The following is a 22,052-nucleotide window of genomic DNA, read 5'->3' on the forward strand; positions in this document are numbered from 1 at the left end:
TGCATTGATGATTATTGGCTGTTGGCCCCGGTATCCCGCTCAAAAGAATAGGCCAGCCGCCAGGGTCGCACCAGCGCCGGCAGCACCCGCCACAGCGGCGCGCGCTTAACGCTGAACGTCAGTACCGGGGGAGGCTCGGCCCGGGACAGCGCAAAGGTCGGTTCGAACGGGCCGAGATGATAGCGCATGCGGTAGCGCTCGGCGGCGGCCGCCTGCACGGCCAAAGGGTCTACCGCGCGATCAATGCCGGTCATCACCACCCAGCCGTTATCAAGCCTGGTGGCCGTGCCCGCCGCGGCCGGCACGCCGGCGCCGAAGGTTTTGAAGCGCGTGCCGGTGAGCATGATGGCGCCGCTCTTCCCTACCTCGAACCACTCCTCCCAGTCTTCCTTCTCCACCGAGTGCATCCAGCGCAGGGTAAAGCGCGCGCCCTCACCGCCGGGGAAGGCATAGCGCAGATCACCCCCGTCGTGCACCGTTAGCCAGGGGAGCGGCCACGCAAGCGCGGCGGCCATTATGGCCGCCGCGACAAGGGTGATCCCGATGGCGCCGGGCGCTACGCGCGGCGCCATGGATGCCATCCAAAACGGATGTCAGAGGCTACATCAGGACGACTGGCTGTCGGCACTCTCTTTTTCCGCCTCGGCGTCGTCGGGCTGTGCATCGTCGCTGTTGTTATCGGCATCTGCCGGCTGGCTATCCTCGTCGTCCGTCGCGCCGCCGGACACGGACTCGTACACCGATTCGGCGCCGGGATGCACCGGTACGACCAGGTCCTCATTCATGGTATCGGTATCAATCTGCTTGAGCGCGCTCACCGAGACCTTGTCGGAGTTGAGGTAGTCGTAGAAGCGCTGGGTCAGCTCTTCGGCGACGTCGTCGCGCATGTCGCTACCCACGATCAGCATGTTGCGGATCGCCACGGTGTCCACTTCCTCATCGAGGTCGTAGCGCTCCGGGGCGCCGGCCGGCACGGTGTAGGACTCGTAGTAGGGGTACTGCTCCAGCAGCTTATCGGCCACCTCGCCGTCGACCGGGACGAAGGTGATATCGGTGTTCTGCTGAAGTCCGGTAATGCTCGAGTTGGGCACGCCCGAGGTGAAGAAGGCGGCGTCCAGGTTACCGTTGCTCATGCCGGTCACGCTGTCGGCGTAGCCGGTATGGCTAATCTGGGCCAGGTCGTCGTAGCTCATGCCCGCGGACTCGATGACCTTGGTTGCGCTCTGCTCAACGCCCGAGCCCACCTTGCCTACGCCAACGCGCTTGCCTTCGAGGTCGGCGATGCTCTCGATATCGCTGTCCTCGGTGGCAACGATCTGCACCACGTTGGGGTAGAGCCCCGCCAGCGCGCTGATATCCGCCGGCTCGCCGTCGAACTGGTTGTCACCGTTGACCGCATCAAAGGCCACGTCGCTCATCACAATCGCGATATGGTTCAGGCCGTCGCTGATATTGTTGATGTTCTGCACGGAGGCGCCGGTGGAGACCACCTGAACGTTTTCCACCAGGTCGCTTTGCTCAAACACGCCCTTGAGCGCGCCGCCGATGGGGTAGTAGGTGCCGCCGGTGCCGCCGGTGCCGAAGATCAGGCTCACCGGCTCGCCGTTGGCGGCCGCATCGCTGGTTTGATCGGCATCGTCGGCCTGGTCGGTATCCTTGGCCTGGTCGGTATCCTTGGCCTGGTCGGTATCGTCGGTATCGGTCTGGTCATCGCCGCCCTGGGCATCGTCCGCCTGGTCGCTAGCGTCTTCCGGCGTTTCCACCTCGGCTTTCTTGGTCCCGGCGTCGCCGGCCGGCTGCTGCGTGCTCGTGTCGCTCTCCTGGGCCGTCTCTTCGGCATCGTCACCGCAGCCTGCCAGCAAGGCGCCGGATAGTCCCAGCGCCGCCGCCTGTACCCAAATACGCTTGGTCATCGTACCTCTCCTCTTGTTATGGCGATTTGCCCACGTCGCTGCCCGGTAAGGCAGCCGTTTTAACGTTACCGTGACACTCTGCAACATAAAAAGGCCCCGGTATACCGGGGCCTTTAAACGATGGGCTACCTGGCACGGTGCTGACACATTGAAATGTCACACCGCACGATTATTCGGCGAGGCGAGGCTACGCCATACCGGCGGCCTGACGCAGGGCATCAACGCGGTCGGTTTTCTCCCAGGGGAAAGCGGTGAAGGTTTCCACGTGCTCCTGGCCCCGGTCGTCGGTCCAGCGGTAGCTGTGCTCGAACGGTTTCCGGCCGAAGTGGCCGTAGGCGGCGGTGAGCTGATACATGGGGTGCTCAAGGTCGAGCATCCGGGTAATGGCGTAGGGGCGCAGATCGAAGTGCTCGCGCACCAGGCGCACAATAGCGGCCTCGCTCACCTTGCCGGTGCCGAAGGTATCGACCGACACCGACGTCGGCTCGGCCACGCCGATGGCGTAGGAAATTTGGATTTCGCACTTGTCGGCAAGCCCCGCGGCAACGATGTTCTTGGCCACGTAGCGCCCGGCGTAGGCGGCGCTGCGGTCGACCTTGGACGGGTCCTTGCCCGAAAACGCGCCGCCCCCGTGGCGCGCCATGCCGCCGTAAGTATCGACGATGATCTTGCGCCCGGTGAGCCCGCAGTCGCCTACCGGCCCGCCGATGACAAACTTGCCGGTGGGGTTGATGTGATACTGGGTAGCCTCGTCCAGCCATTCGGCGGGGATCACCGCTTCGATGATTTCGCGCCTGACGATCTTGCGCAGCTCTTCCTGATCGATATCGGGGTCGTGCTGGGTCGAAAGCACCACGGCATCGACGCCGCAGGGCTTGCCGTGCGCGTCGTAGCGGAACGTCAGCTGGCTCTTGGCATCCGGGCGCAGCCAGGGCAAAAGCCCCTCGCGGCGAAGCTCGGACTGCTTTTGCACCAGCCGATGCGCGTAGTACACCGGCGCGGGCATGTAATCGTCGGTTTCGTTGGTGGCGTAACCAAACATCAGCCCCTGGTCGCCGGCGCCCTGGTCTTCGGGCTTGACGCGGTCCACGCCCTGGGCAATGTCCACGCTTTGCTTGCCAATGAGGTTGATGATGCCGCAGGTATCGCCGTCAAAACCGACTTCCGAGGAGGTATAGCCGATGCCGTTGATCACCTCGCGCACCAGCGCGTCAAGATCAATCCAGGCAGACGTGGTCACTTCCCCGGCAATGATCGCCACGCCGGTCTTGACCAGGGTTTCACACGCTGTGCGCGCCTGTTTATCGCGGGCAATAATGGCATCCAGCACCGCATCGGAAATCTGGTCGGCGATCTTGTCGGGGTGACCTTCGGAAACCGACTCGGAAGTAAACAGGGAATATTCGCTCATCGCGCTCTCGACCCTCTGTTCTGGTGGCAGGAGTGAAAATTGTTGCCAAAGGGCTGGAGTTTACACCCTGCCCGCACGGCTTCCTAGGATTTGCCGCCATGGGCGAAGTCAGCGATAATAACGGCTTTGATTTCCGTTTGCAGGCGAGGAGCACCCCATGCCGTCCCGATTTGAGCTGGCCAATGCCGTTCGCGCGCTTTCCATGGACGCCGTACAAAAGGCCAATTCCGGCCACCCCGGCGCGCCCATGGGCATGGCTGACATCGCCGAAGTGCTGTGGAATGACTACCTCAAGCACAGCCCTGAGGCCCCCCAGTGGGCCGACCGCGATCGCTTTGTGCTCTCCAACGGCCACGGCTCGATGCTGCTGTACTCGCTTTTGCACCTTACGGGCTACGACCTCGGCCTCGAGCAGCTGCAAAACTTCCGCCAGCTCCACGCCGCTACCGCCGGCCACCCGGAGCACGGCTACGCCCCGGGGATCGAAACCACCACCGGCCCGCTGGGCCAGGGGCTGGCCAACGCCGTGGGCATGGCGCTTGCCGAGAAAACGCTGGCCGGCCAGTTCAACCGCCCGGGCCACGCGATCGTCGATCACCGCACCTGGTGCTTTCTCGGCGACGGCTGTCTGATGGAAGGCATCTCCCACGAGGTGGCCTCCCTTGCCGGCACCCAGAAGCTGGGCAAGCTGGTGGCGTTTTACGACGATAACGGCATTTCCATCGACGGCGAGGTCGACGGCTGGTTTACCGAGGATACCGCCAAGCGCTTTGACGCCTACGGCTGGCACGTAGTGGCCAACGTCGACGGCCACAAGCCCGACGAGATCAAGGCAGCCATTGAGCTTGCCCTGACCCAGGACGATAAGCCCAGCCTGATCGTGTGCAAGACCGTGATCGGCTTTGGCGCGCCCAACAAGCAGGGCAAGGCGTCCTCCCACGGGGCCGCGCTCGGCGACGACGAAGTCGCCGCCGCCCGGGAGCAGCTGGGCTGGCATCACGCCCCCTTCCACGTTCCCGAAGACATCTACGTCGGCTGGGACGCTCGGGAGGCGGGCAAGGCGCGCCAGGCCGAGTGGGACGCACGCTTTGCGCGCTACGCCGACGCCTTCCCCGAGGACGCCGCCGAGCTTAAGCGCCGCCTGAAGGGCGAGCTGCCGCGCACGCTCACCAGCCTGGCGCTGGTGGAAAAGGCCCAGCAGGAGGCCAAGACCACCGCGTCGCGCAAGGCATCGCTTGCCGTGCTCAACGAGCTTGGTCCCCAGCTGCCCGAACTGCTCGGCGGCAGCGCCGATCTGGCGCCGTCGAACCTGACATTCTGGGACGGCGCCAGGACCATCACGCCCGACGCGCCCGGCGGCAGCTACCTGCACTACGGCGTGCGCGAATTCGGCATGGCCGCGATCATGAACGGCATCGCCCTGCACGGCGGCTTTGTGCCCTACGGCGCGACGTTCTTGACCTTTATGGACTACATGCGCAACGCCATCCGCATGTCGGCGATCATGAACCAGCAGGCCATCTACGTCTTCACCCACGACTCCATCGGCCTTGGCGAAGACGGCCCCACCCACCAGCCCGTCGAACAGCTGACCGGCTTGCGCACCATTCCCAATCTTTGTGCCTGGCGCCCCTGCGACGCGGTGGAAACCGCCGCTGCCTGGGACGCCGCGATCAAGCACACTTCCGGCCCCACCGCGCTGGTGTTCTCGCGCCAGAACCTCGTCCACCAGCCGCGCACCCGGGCCCAGCTGGCCAACATTCAGCGCGGCGGCTACGTTCTTAAGGATAGTGTCCTCAAAGACAGTTCGCTTAAAGGCAGCGAGGCCGCACCGGAGCTGATTCTGATCGCCACCGGCTCCGAGGTCGGCCTGGCCATGGACGCCGCCGCCGAGCTTGAAGCCGGCGGCACCGCCGTGCGCGTGGTCTCCATGCCGTCCACCCAGCGCTTCGATGACCAGAGCGCCGAATACCGCGACAGCGTGCTGCCGGCAGCGGTTACCCGGCGCATTGCCGTGGAAGCCGCCCACGCCGACTACTGGTACAAGTACGTAGGCCTTGAGGGCCGGGTGATCGGCATGACCACCTACGGCGAATCCGCCCCGGCGGAGGATCTGTTCAAGCACTTCGGCTTTACCGTCGATCACGTGGTCGAGCAGGCCCGAGAGCTGCTGGAGTCAATGCCTTTGTCGGTGACCTCATGCCTGCGCTGAACGGTTTTTTGTGGCTGCTGCTGTGCTGGCTTGCCGGTGAGCTGATCGTCTACTACACCGGCATCCCCATTTCCTCCGGCGTAATCGGCATGCTGTTGCTGTGCGGCGCCCTGGCGATAAACGGCGGCGTGCCGGACAGCGTGGCCGCCGCCGCCCAGCCGCTGATCGCCATGCTGGCGATGCTGATCATGCCCGGCGTGACCGGCGTGTTTTTCATGATCGACGAGCTGGCCGGGCAGTGGACCGCGATCATGCTAAGCCTGGTCGTGGGCACCCTGCTCAGCGTGTTTACTACGCTTTGGCTATTGAAGCGCCTGATGCAGGATGACCATGCTGAGTGAGGCACTGCTGCAGCGACTGACCGCCACGCCGCTGTTCGCCGTGGCGCTTACGCTGGCTGCCTACCTGGTCGCCATGGCGCTGCTCAAGCGCCTTGGCCGGCCGCCCTGGCTACCGGCCATTCTGCTCGCCACCGTTCTGCTGACCGGAGCGCTGGTGCTCACCGGGATGGATTACACGGCCTACCAGGACGGCGCCCGCTGGCTTACCGTGCTGCTGGGCCCGGCGACCGTGGCGCTGGGCATGCCGCTATACCAACTGCTGCCCCGCATTCGCCAGCTGTGGCGCCCGTTGGCCGTGTGCCTGCCGGTGTCCGCCGTCATGGCCATTGTCTACGCGCTGGGCATCGCCTGGCTCATGGGCGCGCCTGGCGAGATCATCGCCTCGCTTGCCGCCAAGTCGGTTACCGCCCCCATCGCCATGGGCATTGCCGAGCAGATCGGCGGCAACGTCTCGCTGCTGCTGGGGGCGCTGCTGATCACCGGCGTGGCCGCCATTGCCTTTGTCAGCCTGGTTGCCAGGCTGATGGGCATTACCGACGAGCGCCTGATCGGCTTTGCCCTGGGCGTCAACGGCCACGCGCTGGGCACGGTACGCGCCTTTGAAATCGGCTCCACCGCCGGCGCCTTTGCCTCGCTTGGGATGAGCCTGACGGGGATCTTCACCGCGCTTTTGCTGCCGCTGGCCTGGCAGCTGTTAAGCTGACGCCAATAGCCCCCTGAGCCCGGCTGCCGGCGGCCGCGCATCTCACTTCAGCATTGCGGAGGACATCACACCATGGCGGACGAGGCTTACCGGTACCGCATTGCCATCAACGGCTACGGCCGCATCGGCCAGTGCGTGCTGCGCGCGCTGGTAGAGCGCGAGACGGCCAGCACCGACCCGACCCATATCGACCCGATACCCATCGATATCGTCGCCATCAACGAGCTCTCGGACGCCGCTACCATCAGCTACCTGACGCGCTTTGATACCACCCACGGGCGCTTTCCGGGGACGGTGGAAAGCGACAACGGCGACCTGATCGTCAACGGCCGGCGCATCCGCCTGCTTAGCGAGCCGGACCCTACCCGGCTTCCCTGGCGCAAGCTCGACGTGGACCTGGTGGTGGAGTGTTCGGGCAGCTTCAAGGATCGCGCCACCGCTATGCAGCACATCGACGCCGGGGCCAAACAGCTGCTGTTTTCCCAGCCGGCGGAAAGCGACGTCGACGCAACCGTGGTATGGGGAATCAACCAGGACTCGCTGACGCTTGACCAGCCGGTGATCTCCGCCGCCTCCTGCACCACCAACTGCCTGGTGCCGCTTTTGACGGTGCTTGACGAAGCGCTGGGCGTGGAGCACGGCGTGACCACCACCATTCACTCGGCGATGAACGATCAGCCGGTGATCGACGCCTACCATCAGACCGACCTGCGCCTGACGCGCTCGGCGATGCAGTCCATTGTCCCCGTGGATACCGGCCTGGCCCGGGGCATCAGCCGGCTGATGCCGAGCCTTGCCGGGCGTTTTGAGTGCCTGCACGTGCGGGTGCCCACCATCAACGTGTCGGCCATGGACCTGGCGCTGACGATGCGCCGCGATACCGATGCCGCCGCGGTCAACGCGCTGCTGCAAACGGCCGTGACCAGCCGGCTCGACGGCGTGCTGGGCTATACCGAAGAGCCCACCGCCTCCAGCGACTTCAACCACGACCCGCGCTCGGGGGTCATCGACGCTACCCAGACCCGGGTCGCCGGGGCGCGGCTGGTCAAGCTTTTATGCTGGTTCGACAACGAGTGGGGCTTTGCCAACCGCATGCTGGATATCACCCAGCGGCTAGCGCGGCTGCGTCACGACGACTTGACCTTCCATGCCCCAACGACTGACTAGAGACGACGAGGACGTTTTGCCATGAACGTGCAGACCATGAACGACCTTTCCCTTCGCGGCCGGCGCGTACTGATCCGTGAAGACCTGAACGTGCCTATCAAGCAGGGCCGGGTAACAAGCGACGCCCGCCTGCGCGCGGCGCTGCCGACCATCCGCGCAGCCGTTGAGGCCGGCGCCCAGGTGCTGTTGATGAGCCACTTGGGGCGCCCCGTCGAGGGCGAGCCGGCGGACGAATTCTCCCTGGCGCCGGTGGCCAGGCGCCTGGGCGAGCTGCTTGAGCGTCCGATTACGCTGGTCACCGACTACCTGGACAGCGCCCCCGAGCTTGCCAACGGCGAAGTGGCCCTGCTGGAAAACGTGCGCTTCAACGCCGGCGAGAAAAAGGACGACGAAGCACTTGCCCGCCGCTACGCCGCGCTGTGCGACGTCTTCGTCATGGACGCCTTCGGCACCGCGCATCGCGCTCAGGCCTCGACCCACGGCGTCGCGCGATTTGCCAAGGCGGCCTGCGCCGGCCCGCTGCTCGCCGCCGAGCTTGCCGCGCTGGAAACCGCGCTTGCCGCGCCGGCGCGCCCCATGGCGGCGATCGTCGGCGGCGCCAAGGTCTCGACCAAGCTCGAGGTCCTCACTGCCCTTGCCGACAAGTGCGACCAGCTGATCGTCGGCGGCGGCATCGCCAACACCTTTATCGCCGCCGCCGGCCATAACGTCGGCAAGTCGCTCCACGAGGCAGACCTCGTCGATCAGGCCAAAGCCCTGATGGACAAGGTCGATATTCCCCTGCCCACCGACGTCGTGGTGGCTACCGAAGTGTCCGAGTCCGCCGCAGCCACGGTCAAGCCGGTGGATCAAGTCGCCGACGACGAGCTGATCCTCGACATCGGCCCGGACAGCGCCGAGAGCCTTGCCGGCCTGCTCAAGGAAGCCGGTACCGTGCTGTGGAACGGGCCCGTAGGCGTGTTCGAAATCGACCAGTTCGGCGAAGGCACCCGGCGCCTGGCACGGGCCATTGCCGAAAGCAGCGCTTTCTCGATTGCCGGCGGCGGTGATACCTTGGCCGCCATCGATAAGTACGCCATCGCCGATCAGGTGTCGTATATCTCCACCGGCGGCGGCGCCTTTCTGGAATACGTCGAAGGCAAAACGCTGCCTGCCGTCAGCGCGCTGGAAGCGGCGGCGAGATAGGCCCGGCGCTTGTAACAGGCGCCTTGTGGAGACATGATCTCAATCAGTGTATACGACACCCGCTTTCTACGCTTCCAGGCGAAGCCCGGTGTACATTTCATCCCCGCTACCGATACTAAGGTGACTTCATGGCACTAATCAGCATGCGCCAGATGCTGGACCACGCCGCCGAACACGGCTACGGCATCCCCGCATTCAACGTCAACAACCTCGAGCAAATGCGCGCCATCATGGAAGCCGCCGACCAGACCGACTCGCCGGTGATCATCCAGGCGTCCGCCGGCGCGCGCAAATACGCCGGCGCGCCCTTTCTGCGCCACCTGATCCTGGCGGCGGTGGAAGAGTTTCCGCATATTCCGGTGGCCATGCACCAGGACCACGGCACTAGCCCTGCGGTGTGCCAGCGCTCCATCCAGCTGGGCTTTTCCTCGGTAATGATGGACGGCTCCCTGGGGGAAGACGGCAAGACGCCGATGGACTACGACTACAACGTCGACGTCACCCGGCGCACCGTGGAAATGGCCCACGCCTGCGGCGTTTCCGTGGAAGGCGAGCTTGGCTGCCTGGGCAGCCTGGAAACCGGCATGGCCGGCGAGGAAGACGGCATTGGCGCCGAGGGCAAGCTCGACCGCGAGCAGCTTCTCACCGACCCCGAAGAAGCGGCCGAATTCGTCAAGGCCACCCACGTTGATGCCCTGGCCATTGCCATCGGCACCAGCCACGGCGCCTACAAGTTCACCCAGCCGCCCACCGGCGATACGCTCTCCATCCAGCGCATCAAGGAGATCCACGCGCGGATCCCCGATACCCACCTGGTGATGCACGGCTCCTCCTCGGTGCCCCAGGAGTGGCTCGACGTGATCAACCAGTACGGCGGCGACATCCCCGAAACCTATGGCGTGCCGGTCGCGGAAATCGTCGAAGGCATCAAGCACGGCGTGCGCAAGGTCAACGTCGACACCGACCTGCGCCTGGCGTCCACCGGCGCGGTGCGTCGTTTCCTGGCGCAGAATCCGGCCGAATTCGATCCGCGCAAGTTCCTCAAGGAAACCATCGGCGCCATGCGCGACGTGTGCATTAACCGCTACGAATCCTTTGGCGCCGCGGGCAACGCCAGCAAAATCAAGCCGATCAGCCTGGAAGACATGTACCAGCGCTACGAACGCGGCGAGATGGCGCCCAAGGTCAAGTAACCCTAGCCAACGCAGCCCGCCGACAAACCCGGCTGGGCAAGCAGCATGCGCACAAGAGGCGGCCACCGGGCCGCCTTTTTCATGGTGCAGCGCCGCGACCTCATCGCGCCCGAGCGAGCCATGAGCCAGTAGCCGGGTCAGGGGCTTTGTGCCACACTGAGGCGTCATCCGCTGCAAGGATTCACCATGTTTCTGCCTCTTTTACTGTTTGATTGCGACGGTACCCTGGTCGATAGCGAACCGCTGCTGGCAGAAGAAATGGCCGCCGGTCTCAACGCGGCAGGATTGCCATTTACCACCGCCGATTATCTGACCAAGTACCGCGGCGTACGCTTTCGCCATATCATCAAACAGCTGCAGAAGCAGCACGGTCACGTACCTGCCCGTAAGCTCAAGCGCATAGACAAAGCCATGCGGGTCAAGCTGGCCCAACGCCTTGCCACCGAGCTTGTGCCCATTGCCGGTACTCGGGAAGCGCTCGAGCAGCTCATCGCCTACCCCCGAGCGGTGGTGTCCAACGGCGCGGCGGCAAAAATTCGCACGGCCCTTGCCACCACCCGGCTTGACGGCTACTTTCAGACCGCCCTGTTCAGCGGCTATAGCGTCAACTGCTGGAAACCCGAGCCCTGCCTGCACCTTCATGCCGCACGCGCCATGGGGTTTGCCCCCGGCGACTGCATCGCCATTGACGATGCCCTGGTCGGCGTTCAGGCCGCGCTTGCCGCCGGCATGACGGTGATTCACCTCAATCGCTTTCCACGGATCGAGACGACGCCGGCAAATGCCATTATGATACGCCACATGAAAGAGCTCCCCGACGTGGTGGAGCAGCTGACCCGGGCGCGCCACCCTGCCCCGGCGGCTGATGACACGCCCGCAACGCCACTACCCAAGGCAGCCACAGGAGGACGCTAATGGCATCGCTGCGCGACCAGCTCGGCGGGCTGGTTTACTCTACCGAACAGGGCGACACCTGCCCTCACTGCCGCGAAGCCCTGGACCAATGCCGCTGCGAAGCAGTGGCCGACGAGCAGCGCCTCGCGGCGCTGGACGGCACGGTGCGTATCCGCCGCGAAACCAGCGGGCGCAAAGGCAAGGGGGTCACGACTCTGAGCGGGATCAAGCTGCCCGCCGACGAGCTGAAACAGCTGGCCAAGCGGCTGAAAAAGCGCTGCGGTACCGGCGGTGCGGTGAAAAACGGCGTCATCGAAATACAGGGCGATCACCGCGATACGCTTTACCAGGCGCTGGTCGAGCTGGACTATACGGTCAAACACGCCGGCGGCTAAGCCACGGGCAAGCCGCAGCGCCCTATAACACCACGGCAAAGGTCCCTCATGGTCTGGCTGGAATACCTGTTACCGCTCATCTTTCTCTTTCCCATGGCTGCCCTCGGCGCCGTGGTGCTGGCCCTGCGCAGCCTGCACGACGCCAGCGTGCGCTCGCCGTTTGATGCTGACCTCCTGCGCGGGCCGGGCCAGGCGCTGCGCACGCGGCTGGACCAGGCCTTTTCCACGCTCTTTCTCAACGGCTCGCTGGGCCCGCTGGTTAGCCTGGCGCCGCTGGTCTACGGCATGGGTCGCATGCTCTTTACCCAGCGGCAGTTCTGGGTCGAGTGGGCGCTCTACGGCCTGCTGAGCACGGCGCTGGTGCTGATTTTTTCCCTATTGCTGGTACGCGACTACCAGCGCATTCGCCGCCTCAAGCTGGGCCTTGCCTGCGAGCTTGCCGTCGGCCAGGAGCTGGAGCGGCTGGTTCACCCCGAAGCGCACCCCTACGCGGTGTTTCACGACGTGCCCGCCGGGCGCTTTACCATTGACCACGTGGTCGTCACGCCCAGCGGGGTTTTTGTCGTGGAAACCCGCGCCCGGGCTCTGGGGGTCGACAGCCGCGCGCTGAACTGGGTGTATGTGGAGCAAGAGCGGCTGCGCTTTCCTCACTGGCAGGAGCGTCGGCCGCTGTACAAGACTCGTCAGGCCGTCAGCTGGCTGAGCGACTGGCTGGAGCGCCAGTGCGGTATAGCGGTGCCCGTGCGCGGCATTCTGGTACTCCCGGGCTGGGAGATCGACACCCGGGAGGCCGCCAGCGACATCACGGTCGTCAGCGGCGAAAGGCTGGCCACCGGGCTTGCCGATATGACGCTTGGCGAGCTTGACAGGGCCGTCCACGACAAAGTGATCTACCTGCTGCTCGAGCGCTCACAGCAGTCGGACAGGCACCTGCGTCAGCCCTCCGCCTGACTCAGCCGTCACCCTTGAGCCTGCCGCCCATTTCCTGGGCCAAATCCACCGCATAGTGGTCGGTCATGCCGCCGATAAAGTCCAGCATACGACGGTAGCTGGCATACAGCGGCCACTCCTGTTGCGGCGTATTTTCCCCGATCAGGGCCAGAACACGCTGGTGCTTAAAGGACAGCTCGCCGTCGTGATGCAGCTCATGGGCTGCCCCGATGAACGCCTCCAGCAAGATACCCAGCGTCGTATAGGCGCCGATCTCCAGCTTGGCCTTGCGTTCGTTCTGGAAAATGCGCTCCCGGGCAAGCGCCTTGGCCGCGCCCACCCCACCGCTCAGGTCCGCATGGCACAGGGACAGCAGATCGCGGTCCAGAGCGCCTTTCAGCAGCGACGGCTCGTGGCGCACGAATACCTCGCCAACCTCGTTGACCGCGCGCTCCATGGCCGCCCCCCGCAACAGGGCAATGCGGCGACGCTGGGAGGCGCCGCGCTGCTGCATTTCGGCATATTCGGGCGGCGTCTCACCGGCAATGCGCTGCAAAATATCCGCCACTTCTTCGTAGCGCAGAATACCCATTTCCAGGCCGTCTTCCAGATCCAGCAGGGCATAGCAGATATCGTCGGCGGCCTCCACCAGCCACGCCAGCGGATGCCGACACCAGCGATCCTGCCCGTGGGCGAGCAGTCCCAGGCTTTCCGCTACCTCGCGCAGCAGGGAAAGCTCTGACTGATAGGCGCCGAACTTGCCGCCGGTGCTTTTATGGGTAACCGCCCAGGGGTATTTCAGCAGCGTTCCCAGCGTCGCGGCGGTCATGCGCATGCCGCCGTTAAACTGGTTGTATTCAATCTGGGTAATCACCCGAAAGCCCTGGGCGTTGCCTTCGTAGGTAAGGAGGTCGTCGCGCTCGGCGGGGGTCAGGCCCTCGAGCAAGCCGGCCTTGGCCGCCCGCTTGAACCAGTCGCGTATGGCGTACTCGCCGGCGTGACCAAAAGGCGGATTGCCGATGTCATGGCCCAGGCAGGCGGTTTGTACAATCACCCCCAGGTCCGCCGGGGTGATGGCGTCAGGCAGGCGATCATGCAGCAGCTCCCCCACGATCATGCCCAGCGAACGGCCAACGCAGCCGACTTCAAGCGAATGGGTCAACCGGGTGTGGATATGGTCGTTTTCGGTGAGCGGATGCACCTGAGTCTTGCGTCCCAGGCGGCGGAAAGAGCCGGAGAAGACAATCCGATCGTGGTCCTTGTGAAACGGCGTGCGCCCGATCTCGTGTGAAATATCAAGCCGCTTGTCGTGCAAACGCCGGGGGGACAGCAGCCTCTCCCAGCACATCATCGTCATTGAGCCCGTCTCCGTAAACGTCGCGTGTTAGTCAGGGGTAAGCCCCTAAGCTCCCCATATTACACCTCGGGCGCCTTGGCGTGCCGCCGTATGCCCTATGCATCACCGCGAGCCTGAGATCGCCACGACGTCAAAACGCCTCGCCATGACACAGCCGCACACAAAAAACCCGGCGCTTGGCCGGGTTCTTTGCGTATTGGTGCCTGACGATGTCCTACTCTCGCATGGGGAGGCCCCACACTACCATCGGCGCTGAGCGGTTTCACTGCTGAGTTCGGCAAGGGATCAGGTGGTTCCCGCTCGCTATGGCCGTCAGGCGTAACCGGTGATATATCATGCTGTTCGTGATCGTCTCGCGTATCCGTCTGTCTTGTTTGACATCTTCATCGTTGTCCTGCGACCCGACCCCTTGGGTGTTATAGGGTCAAGCCTCACGGGCACATTAGTACCGGTTAGCTCAACGCCTTGCAGCGCTTCCACACCCGGCCTATCAACCAGCTCGTCTTGCTGGGCCCTTCAGGAGGCTCAAGGCCTCGGGGATGTCTCATCTTGAAGGGGGCTTCCCGCTTAGATGCTTTCAGCGGTTATCCCGTCCGCACTTAGCTACCCGGCAATGCCACTGGCGTGACAACCGGAACACCAGAGGTGCGTCCACTCCGGTCCTCTCGTACTAGGAGCAGCCCTTCGCAAACATCCTGCGCCCACGGCAGATAGGGACCGAACTGTCTCACGACGTTCTAAACCCAGCTCGCGTACCACTTTAAATGGCGAACAGCCATACCCTTGGGACCGACTTCAGCCCCAGGATGTGATGAGCCGACATCGAGGTGCCAAACACCGCCGTCGATGTGAACTCTTGGGCGGTATCAGCCTGTTATCCCCGGAGTACCTTTTATCCGTTGAGCGATGGCCCTTCCATACAGAACCACCGGATCACTAGAACCTGCTTTCGCACCTGCTCGACGTGTCTGTCTCGCAGTCAAGCACCCTTGTGCTCTTGCACTCACTGCACGATGTCCAACCGTGCTGAGGGTACCTTCGTGCTCCTCCGTTACGCTTTGGGAGGAGACCGCCCCAGTCAAACTACCCACCACACACGGTCCTCGATCCGGATCACGGATCGGAGTGAGAACGCCAATGATGCCAGGCTGGTATTTCAAGGGTGGCTCCCCCCGGTCTGGCGACCGGGGTTCCAAGCCTCCCAGCTATCCTACACAAGCAACATCGGCGTCCAGTGTGAAGCTATAGTAAAGGTTCACGGGGTCTTTCCGTCTAGCCGCGGGTACACCGCATCTTCACGGCGATTTCAATTTCACTGAGTCTCGGGTGGAGACAGCGTGGCCATCATTACGCCATTCGTGCAGGTCGGAACTTACCCGACAAGGAATTTCGCTACCTTAGGACCGTTATAGTTACGGCCGCCGTTTACCGGGGCTTCGATCAAGCGCTTCGCCGAAGCTAACGCCATCACTTAACCTTCCGGCACCGGGCAGGCGTCACACCCTATACGTCCGCTTGCGCGTTAGCAGAGTGCTGTGTTTTTAGTAAACAGTTGTAGCCACCTGGTATCTTCGACCGCCTTCCGCTCCCCCCGCGTGGGGGTTCACGTACCGGCGGCGTGCCTTCTCCCGAAGTTACGGCACCATTTTGCCTAGTTCCTTCACCCGAGTTTTCTCAAGCGCCTGGGGATTCTCACCCTGACCACCTGTGTTGGTTTGGGGTACGGTCTCGCAGTATCTGAGGCTTAGAGGCTTTTCCTGGAAGCGTGGCATCGATGACTTCCAGCCCGTGGGCTGTTCGTCTCGTCTCTCGGCCTTGAACCACCGGATTTCCCTGATGGTTCAGCCTACGGACTTTCACCAGGACGACCGTCGCCTGGCTCACCTAGCCTTCTTCGTCCCCCCATCGCAATACTGTGAGGTACGGGAATATTGACCCGTTTCCCATCGACTACGCCTTTCGGCCTCGCCTTAGGGGCCGACTCACTCTGCTCCGATTAGCGTCGAACAGAAACCCTTGGTCTTCCGGCGAGGGCGTTTTTCACGCCCTTTATCGTTACTCATGTCAGCATTCGCACTCGTGATACCTCCAGCAGGCCTCTCAGCCTCCCTTCATCGGCTTACACGACGCTCCTCTACCACATACCTGCATCCTGAAAACCACTCGTTTATCGCTCGCCGACTCACTGTTCGGGGAGCGCTTGGACGTCGCAGGCGACGCCAAGCGAATAGTCTTGAGTGATGCAGGCATGTCCGTAGCTTCGGTATCTGGTTTAGCCCCGTTACATCTTCCGCGCAGGCCGATTCGACTAGTGAGCTATTACGCTTTCTTTCAAGGATGGCTGCTTCTAAGCCAACCTCCTAGCTGTCTAAACCTTCCCACATCGTTTCCCACTTAACCAGAATTTGGGGACCTTAGCTGACGGTCTGGGTTGTTGCCCTTTCCACAATGGACGTTAGCACCCACTGTGTGTCTCCCACGCTGGCACTCACCGGTATTCGGAGTTTGCCTCGGGTTGGTAAGTCGGGATGACCCCCTAGCCGAAACAGTGCTCTACCCCCGGTGGTGATACGTGAGGCGCTACCTAAATAGCTTTCGAGGAGAACCAGCTATCTCCGGGCTTGATTAGCCTTTCACTCCGACCCACAGCTCATCCCCGCATTTTTCAACATACGTGGGTTCGAGCCTCCAGTTGATGTTACTCAACCTTCACTCTGGCCATGGGTAGATCGCCCGGTTTCGGGTCTATTCCCCGCAACTTGTCGCCCTGTTAAGACTCGCTTTCGCTACGCCTCCCCTACACGGTTAAGCTCGCTACGGAAAATAAGTCGCTGACCCATTATACAAAAGGTACGCGGTCACCCCATCACTAAGCCACCTCTGCTTGATTTTTGGGTTAACGTTGCAGGCAACGTTAACCCTCAAGCGGATGTGATTAATGATGAGCTCATCACGAAGAAGCTTAGTGATGGGGCTCCCACTGCTTGTACGCACACGGTTTCAGGATCTATTTCACTCCCCTCACTGGGGTTCTTTTCGCCTTTCCCTCACGGTACTGGTTCACTATCGGTCAGCCAGGAGTATTTAGCCTTGGAGGATGGTCCCCCCGTCTTCAGTCAAGGTTTCTCGTGCCCCGACCTACTCGATTTCACGCGATCGGATTTTCGACTACGGGGCTATCACCCACTATGGCGGCCCTTCCCAGGGCCTTCGTCTAATCGGTCACGCGCTTAAGGGCTACTCCCCGTTCGCTCGCCGCTACTGGGGGAATCTCGGTTGATTTCTGTTCCTCGGGGTACTGAGATGTTTCAGTTCCCCCGGTTCGCCTCGTATCCCTATGGATTCAGGATACGATACTCATCTTGTGATGAGTGGGTTGTCCCATTCAGAGATCGCCGGGTCAAAGGGTGTTTGCCACCTCGCCGACGCTTATCGCAGGCTTCCACGTCTTTCATCGCCTCTGGCTGCCTAGGCATCCACCGTGTGCGCTTCATTGCTTGACCCTATAACCCGAAGGAGTCGGGGTCGCAATGACAACGATATTGCCGGATACGCTTGAGACGTATCACATGATCTTCCCAAGGAAGATCGTTTTATCAGCATGATATATCTTGTTAAAGAGCGACTGTTCAATGAACAGTGATAAGCACGGCCCTGCGGCCGGTTCTTATCAGTGGTCACGGAACAACAAACGGTCAGTCAACCCGGCGGGCGTATTGGTGGAGCCTAGCGGGATCGAACCGCTGACCTCCTGCGTGCAAGGCAGGCGCTCTCCCAGCTGAGCTAAGGCCCCAAATCGTCTTGCTATTTTGCTACCACACTGTTTTCACCAGAATTTTTGTAAGGCTAGGCAAAGTGCAGCGACGTATAGCCTGCTATACGAGCTGTGCTTTAACGCCGCATTACGAAAATTTGGTGGGTCTGGGCAGACTCGAACTGCCGACCTCACCCTTATCAGGGGTGCGCTCTAACCAACTGAGCTACAGACCCGGTACCGTGCAACTGCGACTCAATTCAACTGAGCTACAGTTCCGGTCTTTTCACCGCTTTCATGACGACGAAGCATCGCCACAAGAACGGTCAAAAAACTACCGTTTGCTCGATAAGTTTGATCAGGTAATTCATTGTGGGCACTTGCCGGGCGGGTAGACGCATCGGTTAAGGAGGTGATCCAGCCGCAGGTTCCCCTACGGCTACCTTGTTACGACTTCACCCCAGTCATGAACCACACCGTGGTGATCGCCTTCCGAAGTTAGGCTAACCACTTCTGGTGCAGTCCACTTCCATGGTGTGACGGGCGGTGTGTACAAGGCCCGGGAACGTATTCACCGTGCCATTCTGATGCACGATTACTAGCGATTCCGACTTCACGGAGTCGAGTTGCAGACTCCGATCCGGACTGAGACCGGCTTTATGGGATTCGCTCACTCTCGCAAGTTAGCAGCCCTTTGTGCCGGCCATTGTAGCACGTGTGTAGCCCTACCCGTAAGGGCCATGATGACTTGACGTCGTCCCCACCTTCCTCCGGTTTGTCACCGGCAGTCTCCCTAGAGTTCCCACCATTACGTGCTGGCAAATAGGGACAAGGGTTTCGCTCGTTACGGGACTTAACCCAACATTTCACAACACGAGCTGACGACAGCCATGCAGCACCTGTCACTGCGCTCCCGAAGGCACCCCGAGATCTCTCTCGGGTTCGCAGGATGTCAAGGGTAGGTAAGGTTCTTCGCGTTGCATCGAATTAAACCACATGCTCCACCGCTTGTGCGGGCCCCCGTCAATTCATTTGAGTTTTAACCTTGCGGCCGTACTCCCCAGGCGGTCGACTTATCGCGTTAACTTCGCCACAAGGGTCTCAAGGACCCCAACGGCTGGTCGACATCGTTTACGGCATGGACTACCAGGGTATCTAATCCTGTTTGCTACCCATGCTTTCGCACCTCAGCGTCAGTGTCAGTCCAGAAGGCCGCCTTCGCCACTGGTATTCCTCCCGATATCTACGCATTTCACCGCTACACCGGGAATTCCACCTTCCTCTCCTGCACTCTAGCGCGACAGTTCCGGATGCGATTCCCAGGTTGAGCCCGGGGCTTTCACAACCGGCTGATCGCGCCGCCTACGCGCGCTTTACGCCCAGTAATTCCGATTAACGCTTGCACCCTCCGTATTACCGCGGCTGCTGGCACGGAGTTAGCCGGTGCTTCTTCTGTGAGTGATGTCTCCCTGCCGGGGTATTAACCCGACAGCGTTCTTCCTCACTGAAAGTGCTTTACAACCCGAGGGCCTTCTTCACACACGCGGCATGGCTGGATCAGGCTTCCGCCCATTGTCCAATATTCCCCACTGCTGCCTCCCGTAGGAGTCCGGGCCGTGTCTCAGTCCCGGTGTGGCTGATCATCCTCTCAAACCAGCTACGGATCGTTGCCTTGGTAGGCCGTTACCCTACCAACCAGCTAATCCGACATAGGCTCATCCGATCGCGGGAGCCAAGGCCCCCTTTCTCCCGTAGGACGTATGCGGTATTAGCCTGAGTTTCCCCAGGTTATCCCCCACGACCGGGCAGATTCCTATGCGTTACTCACCCGTCCGCCGCTCGACGCCCAGAAGCAAGCTCCTGTCGTTTCCGCTCGACTTGCATGTGTTAAGCCTGCCGCCAGCGTTCAATCTGAGCCATGATCAAACTCTTCGGTTTACGATCATTGTGATCCTTGCTTTCCGCTGCCCGAGGGCATTGGAAAAAGCGGATCAAACTTGGCTCAAGGTTTCAAACGTTCTCAAAAAATCCAGAAATCGAGATTTCCAAATTCTGACGAGTCGCTTGCCTTGATAGTAGGTGATTTGTCACCCACCCAGGCAAGCGCCCACATGAATTACCTGATCAACTTGTTAAAGAGCGTCTCGCTAACACCACTCGCCGGCGATGACCTGCCGCGGCGGCTGCGAGGAAGGCGTATTTTACACGCCTTGAAGCGCTTGTCAACGGCTTGAATTAAACCGCGTAACTGACTGACAAACAAGGCCTTTTTTGGGCCCTATCACCGCCGGTGACGCTTGGCGTCGCCGGCAGCGGATGCGTACTGTACGGCCTGAGGAGAGCTTACGCAAGGGGGTGCCAAAAAGAAATCAAAAAGCCGCCATCGGCGAGGCGCGAAAAAGCATATCGGCTTGGGGAGCGCTTGCGAGTAAACTGGGCCCACCGTTATTCATACACTGCGCTAGCTTAACCCAGGCTACCGCTTGCCTGCCTTACTTAGGGAGCCCCTTGATGAACCCGCACCTGCTTTCCATTGACTCGCTGGACCGCGGCCGCGTCGACCATCTGCTGCAGGTGGCCGGCCGCATGGAGCCCATCGCCAGCCGCCGCCAGGTCACCCGGATACTGGAAGGGGCGGTGCTGGGCAACCTCTTTTTCGAGGCCAGCACCCGCACCCGCGTCAGCTTCAACGCCGCGTTCTGCCGCCTGGGCGGCAGCGTCTGCGACACCACCGGCTTTACCTTCTCGTCCATGGCCAAGGGCGAGTCGCTGTACGACACCAGTCGGGTCATGAGCGGCTACTGCGACGCTATCGTGATGCGCCACCCCGAGCAGGGCTCGGTGGCCGAGTTTGCCAACGCCACCAACGTGCCCGTAGTCAACGGCGGCGACGGGCCGGGGGAGCACCCCAGCCAGGCGCTTCTCGATCTTTACACCATCGACAAGGAGTTTACCCGGCGGGGGAAATCGCTTTCGGGCGCGCATATCCTACTCACCGGGGACCTGCTCCACGGCCGCACGGTGCATTCGCTGATCAAGCTTTTGTCGCTGTACCCGCCGATGCGTATCACCCTGGTCGCCCCGCCCGGGCTTGCCATGCCCCCGGCACTAGTGGAACTGGTGGCCTCCCGCGGGCATCAGGTGGAGCAGCGCGACAGCCTGGCCAGCGACTTTGGCGACCTGGACGTGGTGTACACCACGCGCATTCAAAAGGAGCGTTTTACCAGCGAGCTGAGCGAGGCCTTCGACGGCGTGTCCGCCGACTTCGTGGTCAACAAGGGCTTCATGGATCAGCGCTGCACCGCGGATACTATCGTCATGCACCCGCTGCCTCGGGACAGCCGCCCCGATGCCAACGACCTGGACGTGGACCTGAACGGCGACCCCAGGCTTGCCATTTTTCGCCAGACCGACAACGGCATCCCCATGCGCATGGCAATTTTTGCCACGCTGCTGCAGGTAGAAGACTTGATTGAAAAGGACATGCGCCCGGTGCGCTGGTTTGTGCCCGAGCGGCTGGGCACCCGGGACGACTGAACCGCCTGGGGCGAGGGTTAGTCGGACACGCGCCCGCCGGGCAACCCTTCCCGGTGGGCAAACCAGCCTTCCAGAATCAGCACGGCGGCAATGCCATCGACGCTGTCGTGACGATAGTCGCCCTTGTGGCCGGCCTCCCGGGCAATCTGCTTGGCCTCCCGGGTTGAGCCGCGCTCGTCCACCATCCGGCAGGGCTTGCCGTAGCGGCCGTGAAGCCGGTTGCCAAACTTGCGCGCGCGTGCGCTCATCTCGGACTCGCTGCCGTCCATGTGCAGCGGTAGGCCAACCACCAGAAGGTCGGGCTGCCATTCGTCCAGCAGACGGGATACCCGGTTCCAGTCGGGAATCCCGTCCCGGGCGACAAGCGGCTCAAGCTCCCGGGCGCTTTGCAGCATTTCGTTGCCGACCGCTACGCCAATCCGCCGGGCGCCAAAATCAAACGCCAGCACCAGCCGCTGGCCTTCAGCGGCCATCAGGCGTGCCCGGCATCGGGGGTCATCAGGTTAAGATCGACGCCGAGGATGCCGGCGGCGGCGCCCAGGCGTTCGGCCGGCGGCGTTTCGAACAGCACGCTGGACTCCCCCTCGACGATCAGCCAGGCATTATCCTTGATCTCGTCTTCCAGCTGGCCCACGTCCCAGCCGGAGCAGCCCAGGCAGACAATGAAGCGCTCGGGGCCTTCGTTATTGGCCAGCGCCTGCAGCATGTCCATGGAGGTCGTCAGCGCCAGCTCGTCGGTCACCTGAACGCTCGAGTCCCAGTCATCGCTTTTGCCGCGGTGAAGGATGAAACCGCGGTCCTTGTGCATGGGGCCGCCGTAGTACACCGGCGCGCTGCGATGCAGGCTCTGGCCGCCGCCCAGCTCCAGCTGCTCGAACAGCGCGTCGAGGGTGATATCCAGCGGCCGGTTGGCGATGACCCCCATGCTGCCGTTGTCGTCGTGGTCGCAGAGATACACCAGACTGCCGGCGAAGTGGGACTCGTCCATATGCGGCATGGCCAACAGGAAATGATTCTTCAGGCTTTGCATGGATCTCCTAGTGCCGCCGGGGGCGCCGGC

At 62.3% G+C, this 22,052-nt stretch carries 16 protein-coding genes, 2 tRNA genes and 3 rRNA genes; 10 read left to right on the forward strand and 11 right to left on the reverse strand.

The genetic code is table 11. The features are described from left to right. Nucleotides 1-11: 11 nt before the first annotated feature. From ACZ46Y_RS13320 to metK, 3 genes are all read right to left on the reverse strand, one after another. Nucleotides 12-572, reverse strand: a complete 561-nt coding sequence (locus ACZ46Y_RS13320) for a DUF1850 domain-containing protein (RefSeq protein ID WP_311955715.1) — start codon at nt 570-572, stop codon at nt 12-14. 33 nt (nt 573-605) lie between these two features. After that, on the reverse strand, nt 606-1,913 hold the full coding sequence (locus ACZ46Y_RS13325; RefSeq protein ID WP_311955714.1) for a TAXI family TRAP transporter solute-binding subunit: 1,308 nt from the start codon (nt 1,911-1,913) through the stop codon (nt 606-608). A gap of 187 nt (nt 1,914-2,100) precedes the next feature. Beyond that, entirely contained in the window at nt 2,101-3,324 is a 1,224-nt protein-coding gene (gene metK / locus ACZ46Y_RS13330) for a methionine adenosyltransferase (protein WP_311955712.1), read from the reverse strand. Nucleotides 3,325-3,481: 157 nt separating this feature from the next. On the opposite strand from metK, the gene tkt reads away from it, so the two are divergent. From tkt to ACZ46Y_RS13375, 9 genes are all read left to right on the forward strand, one after another. Beyond that, nucleotides 3,482-5,536 carry a transketolase gene (gene tkt / locus ACZ46Y_RS13335; protein WP_311955710.1) on the forward strand — a complete coding sequence of 685 codons (2,055 nt, stop codon included), beginning with the start codon at nt 3,482-3,484 and terminating at the stop codon, nt 5,534-5,536. After that, a complete protein-coding gene (locus ACZ46Y_RS13340; protein ID WP_311945621.1) occupies nt 5,524-5,877 on the forward strand; it encodes a CidA/LrgA family protein in 354 nt (117 codons plus the stop codon). The genes tkt and ACZ46Y_RS13340 overlap by 13 nt, the downstream gene beginning before the upstream one ends. Beyond that, a complete protein-coding gene (locus ACZ46Y_RS13345) occupies nt 5,867-6,580 on the forward strand; it encodes an LrgB family protein (RefSeq protein WP_311955708.1) in 714 nt (237 codons plus the stop codon). Before ACZ46Y_RS13340 ends, ACZ46Y_RS13345 begins: the two co-directional genes overlap by 11 nt. Nucleotides 6,581-6,652: 72 nt before the next feature. Continuing rightward, the gene (locus tag ACZ46Y_RS13350) at nt 6,653-7,747 is read left to right on the forward strand and encodes a type I glyceraldehyde-3-phosphate dehydrogenase (RefSeq protein ID WP_311955706.1); all 1,095 of its coding nucleotides are present in this window, start codon (nt 6,653-6,655) and stop codon (nt 7,745-7,747) included. 21 nt (nt 7,748-7,768) lie between these two features. After that, nucleotides 7,769-8,932 carry a phosphoglycerate kinase gene (locus ACZ46Y_RS13355; RefSeq protein WP_311955704.1) on the forward strand — a complete coding sequence of 388 codons (1,164 nt, stop codon included), beginning with the start codon at nt 7,769-7,771 and terminating at the stop codon, nt 8,930-8,932. Nucleotides 8,933-9,060: 128 nt separating this feature from the next. Further along, nucleotides 9,061-10,125 (forward strand): class II fructose-bisphosphate aldolase, encoded by a 1,065-nt coding sequence (fba, locus tag ACZ46Y_RS13360; RefSeq protein ID WP_311955702.1) that lies wholly within the window; start codon nt 9,061-9,063, stop codon nt 10,123-10,125. A 186-nt stretch (nt 10,126-10,311) separates the two neighbouring features. Continuing rightward, entirely contained in the window at nt 10,312-11,040 is a 729-nt protein-coding gene (locus ACZ46Y_RS13365) for an HAD family hydrolase (RefSeq protein ID WP_311955700.1), read from the forward strand. Further along, on the forward strand, nt 11,040-11,414 hold the full coding sequence (locus tag ACZ46Y_RS13370) for a translation initiation factor Sui1 (RefSeq protein ID WP_311955698.1): 375 nt from the start codon (nt 11,040-11,042) through the stop codon (nt 11,412-11,414). The genes ACZ46Y_RS13365 and ACZ46Y_RS13370 overlap by 1 nt, the downstream gene beginning before the upstream one ends. A 48-nt stretch (nt 11,415-11,462) precedes the next feature. Then, a complete protein-coding gene (locus ACZ46Y_RS13375) occupies nt 11,463-12,365 on the forward strand; it encodes a nuclease-related domain-containing protein (RefSeq protein WP_311945611.1) in 903 nt (300 codons plus the stop codon). A 1-nt stretch (nt 12,366) separates the two neighbouring features. On the opposite strand, the gene ACZ46Y_RS13380 is transcribed toward ACZ46Y_RS13375, so the two are convergent. The 6 genes from ACZ46Y_RS13380 to ACZ46Y_RS13405 all read right to left on the reverse strand — a co-directional run bounded on the left by ACZ46Y_RS13380 (nt 12,367) and on the right by ACZ46Y_RS13405 (nt 19,393). Then, the gene (locus ACZ46Y_RS13380; protein ID WP_311955696.1) at nt 12,367-13,701 is read right to left on the reverse strand and encodes a deoxyguanosinetriphosphate triphosphohydrolase; all 1,335 of its coding nucleotides are present in this window, start codon (nt 13,699-13,701) and stop codon (nt 12,367-12,369) included. 201 nt (nt 13,702-13,902) lie between these two features. Further along, a 5S ribosomal RNA gene (rrf, locus tag ACZ46Y_RS13385) occupies nt 13,903-14,018 on the reverse strand. A 103-nt stretch (nt 14,019-14,121) separates the two neighbouring features. After that, nucleotides 14,122-17,204, reverse strand: a 23S ribosomal RNA gene (locus tag ACZ46Y_RS13390). A 214-nt stretch (nt 17,205-17,418) separates the two neighbouring features. Next, nucleotides 17,419-17,494, reverse strand: a tRNA-Ala gene (locus ACZ46Y_RS13395). 120 nt (nt 17,495-17,614) lie between these two features. Continuing rightward, nucleotides 17,615-17,691 (reverse strand) — tRNA-Ile (locus tag ACZ46Y_RS13400). Nucleotides 17,692-17,860: 169 nt separating this feature from the next. Then, nucleotides 17,861-19,393 (reverse strand): 16S ribosomal RNA (locus ACZ46Y_RS13405). The 16S, 23S and 5S rRNA genes sit together here with 2 tRNA genes alongside, the layout of an rRNA operon. A gap of 573 nt (nt 19,394-19,966) precedes the next feature. Here ACZ46Y_RS13405 and pyrB point away from each other — a divergent pair. Next, the gene (gene pyrB, locus ACZ46Y_RS13410; RefSeq protein ID WP_311956462.1) at nt 19,967-20,992 is read left to right on the forward strand and encodes an aspartate carbamoyltransferase; all 1,026 of its coding nucleotides are present in this window, start codon (nt 19,967-19,969) and stop codon (nt 20,990-20,992) included. A gap of 17 nt (nt 20,993-21,009) precedes the next feature. Here pyrB and ruvX read toward each other — a convergent pair whose 3' ends face one another. Together ruvX and ACZ46Y_RS13420 are read right to left on the reverse strand one after the other, a co-directional pair. Further along, nucleotides 21,010-21,465, reverse strand: a complete 456-nt coding sequence (gene ruvX, locus ACZ46Y_RS13415) for a Holliday junction resolvase RuvX (protein ID WP_311956463.1) — start codon at nt 21,463-21,465, stop codon at nt 21,010-21,012. Then, a complete protein-coding gene (locus ACZ46Y_RS13420) occupies nt 21,465-22,022 on the reverse strand; it encodes a YqgE/AlgH family protein (RefSeq protein WP_311956464.1) in 558 nt (185 codons plus the stop codon). Before ACZ46Y_RS13420 ends, ruvX begins: the two co-directional genes overlap by 1 nt. Between the last annotated feature and the right edge of the window lie 30 nt (nt 22,023-22,052).

This window comes from Halomonas garicola, from assembly GCF_055382465.1.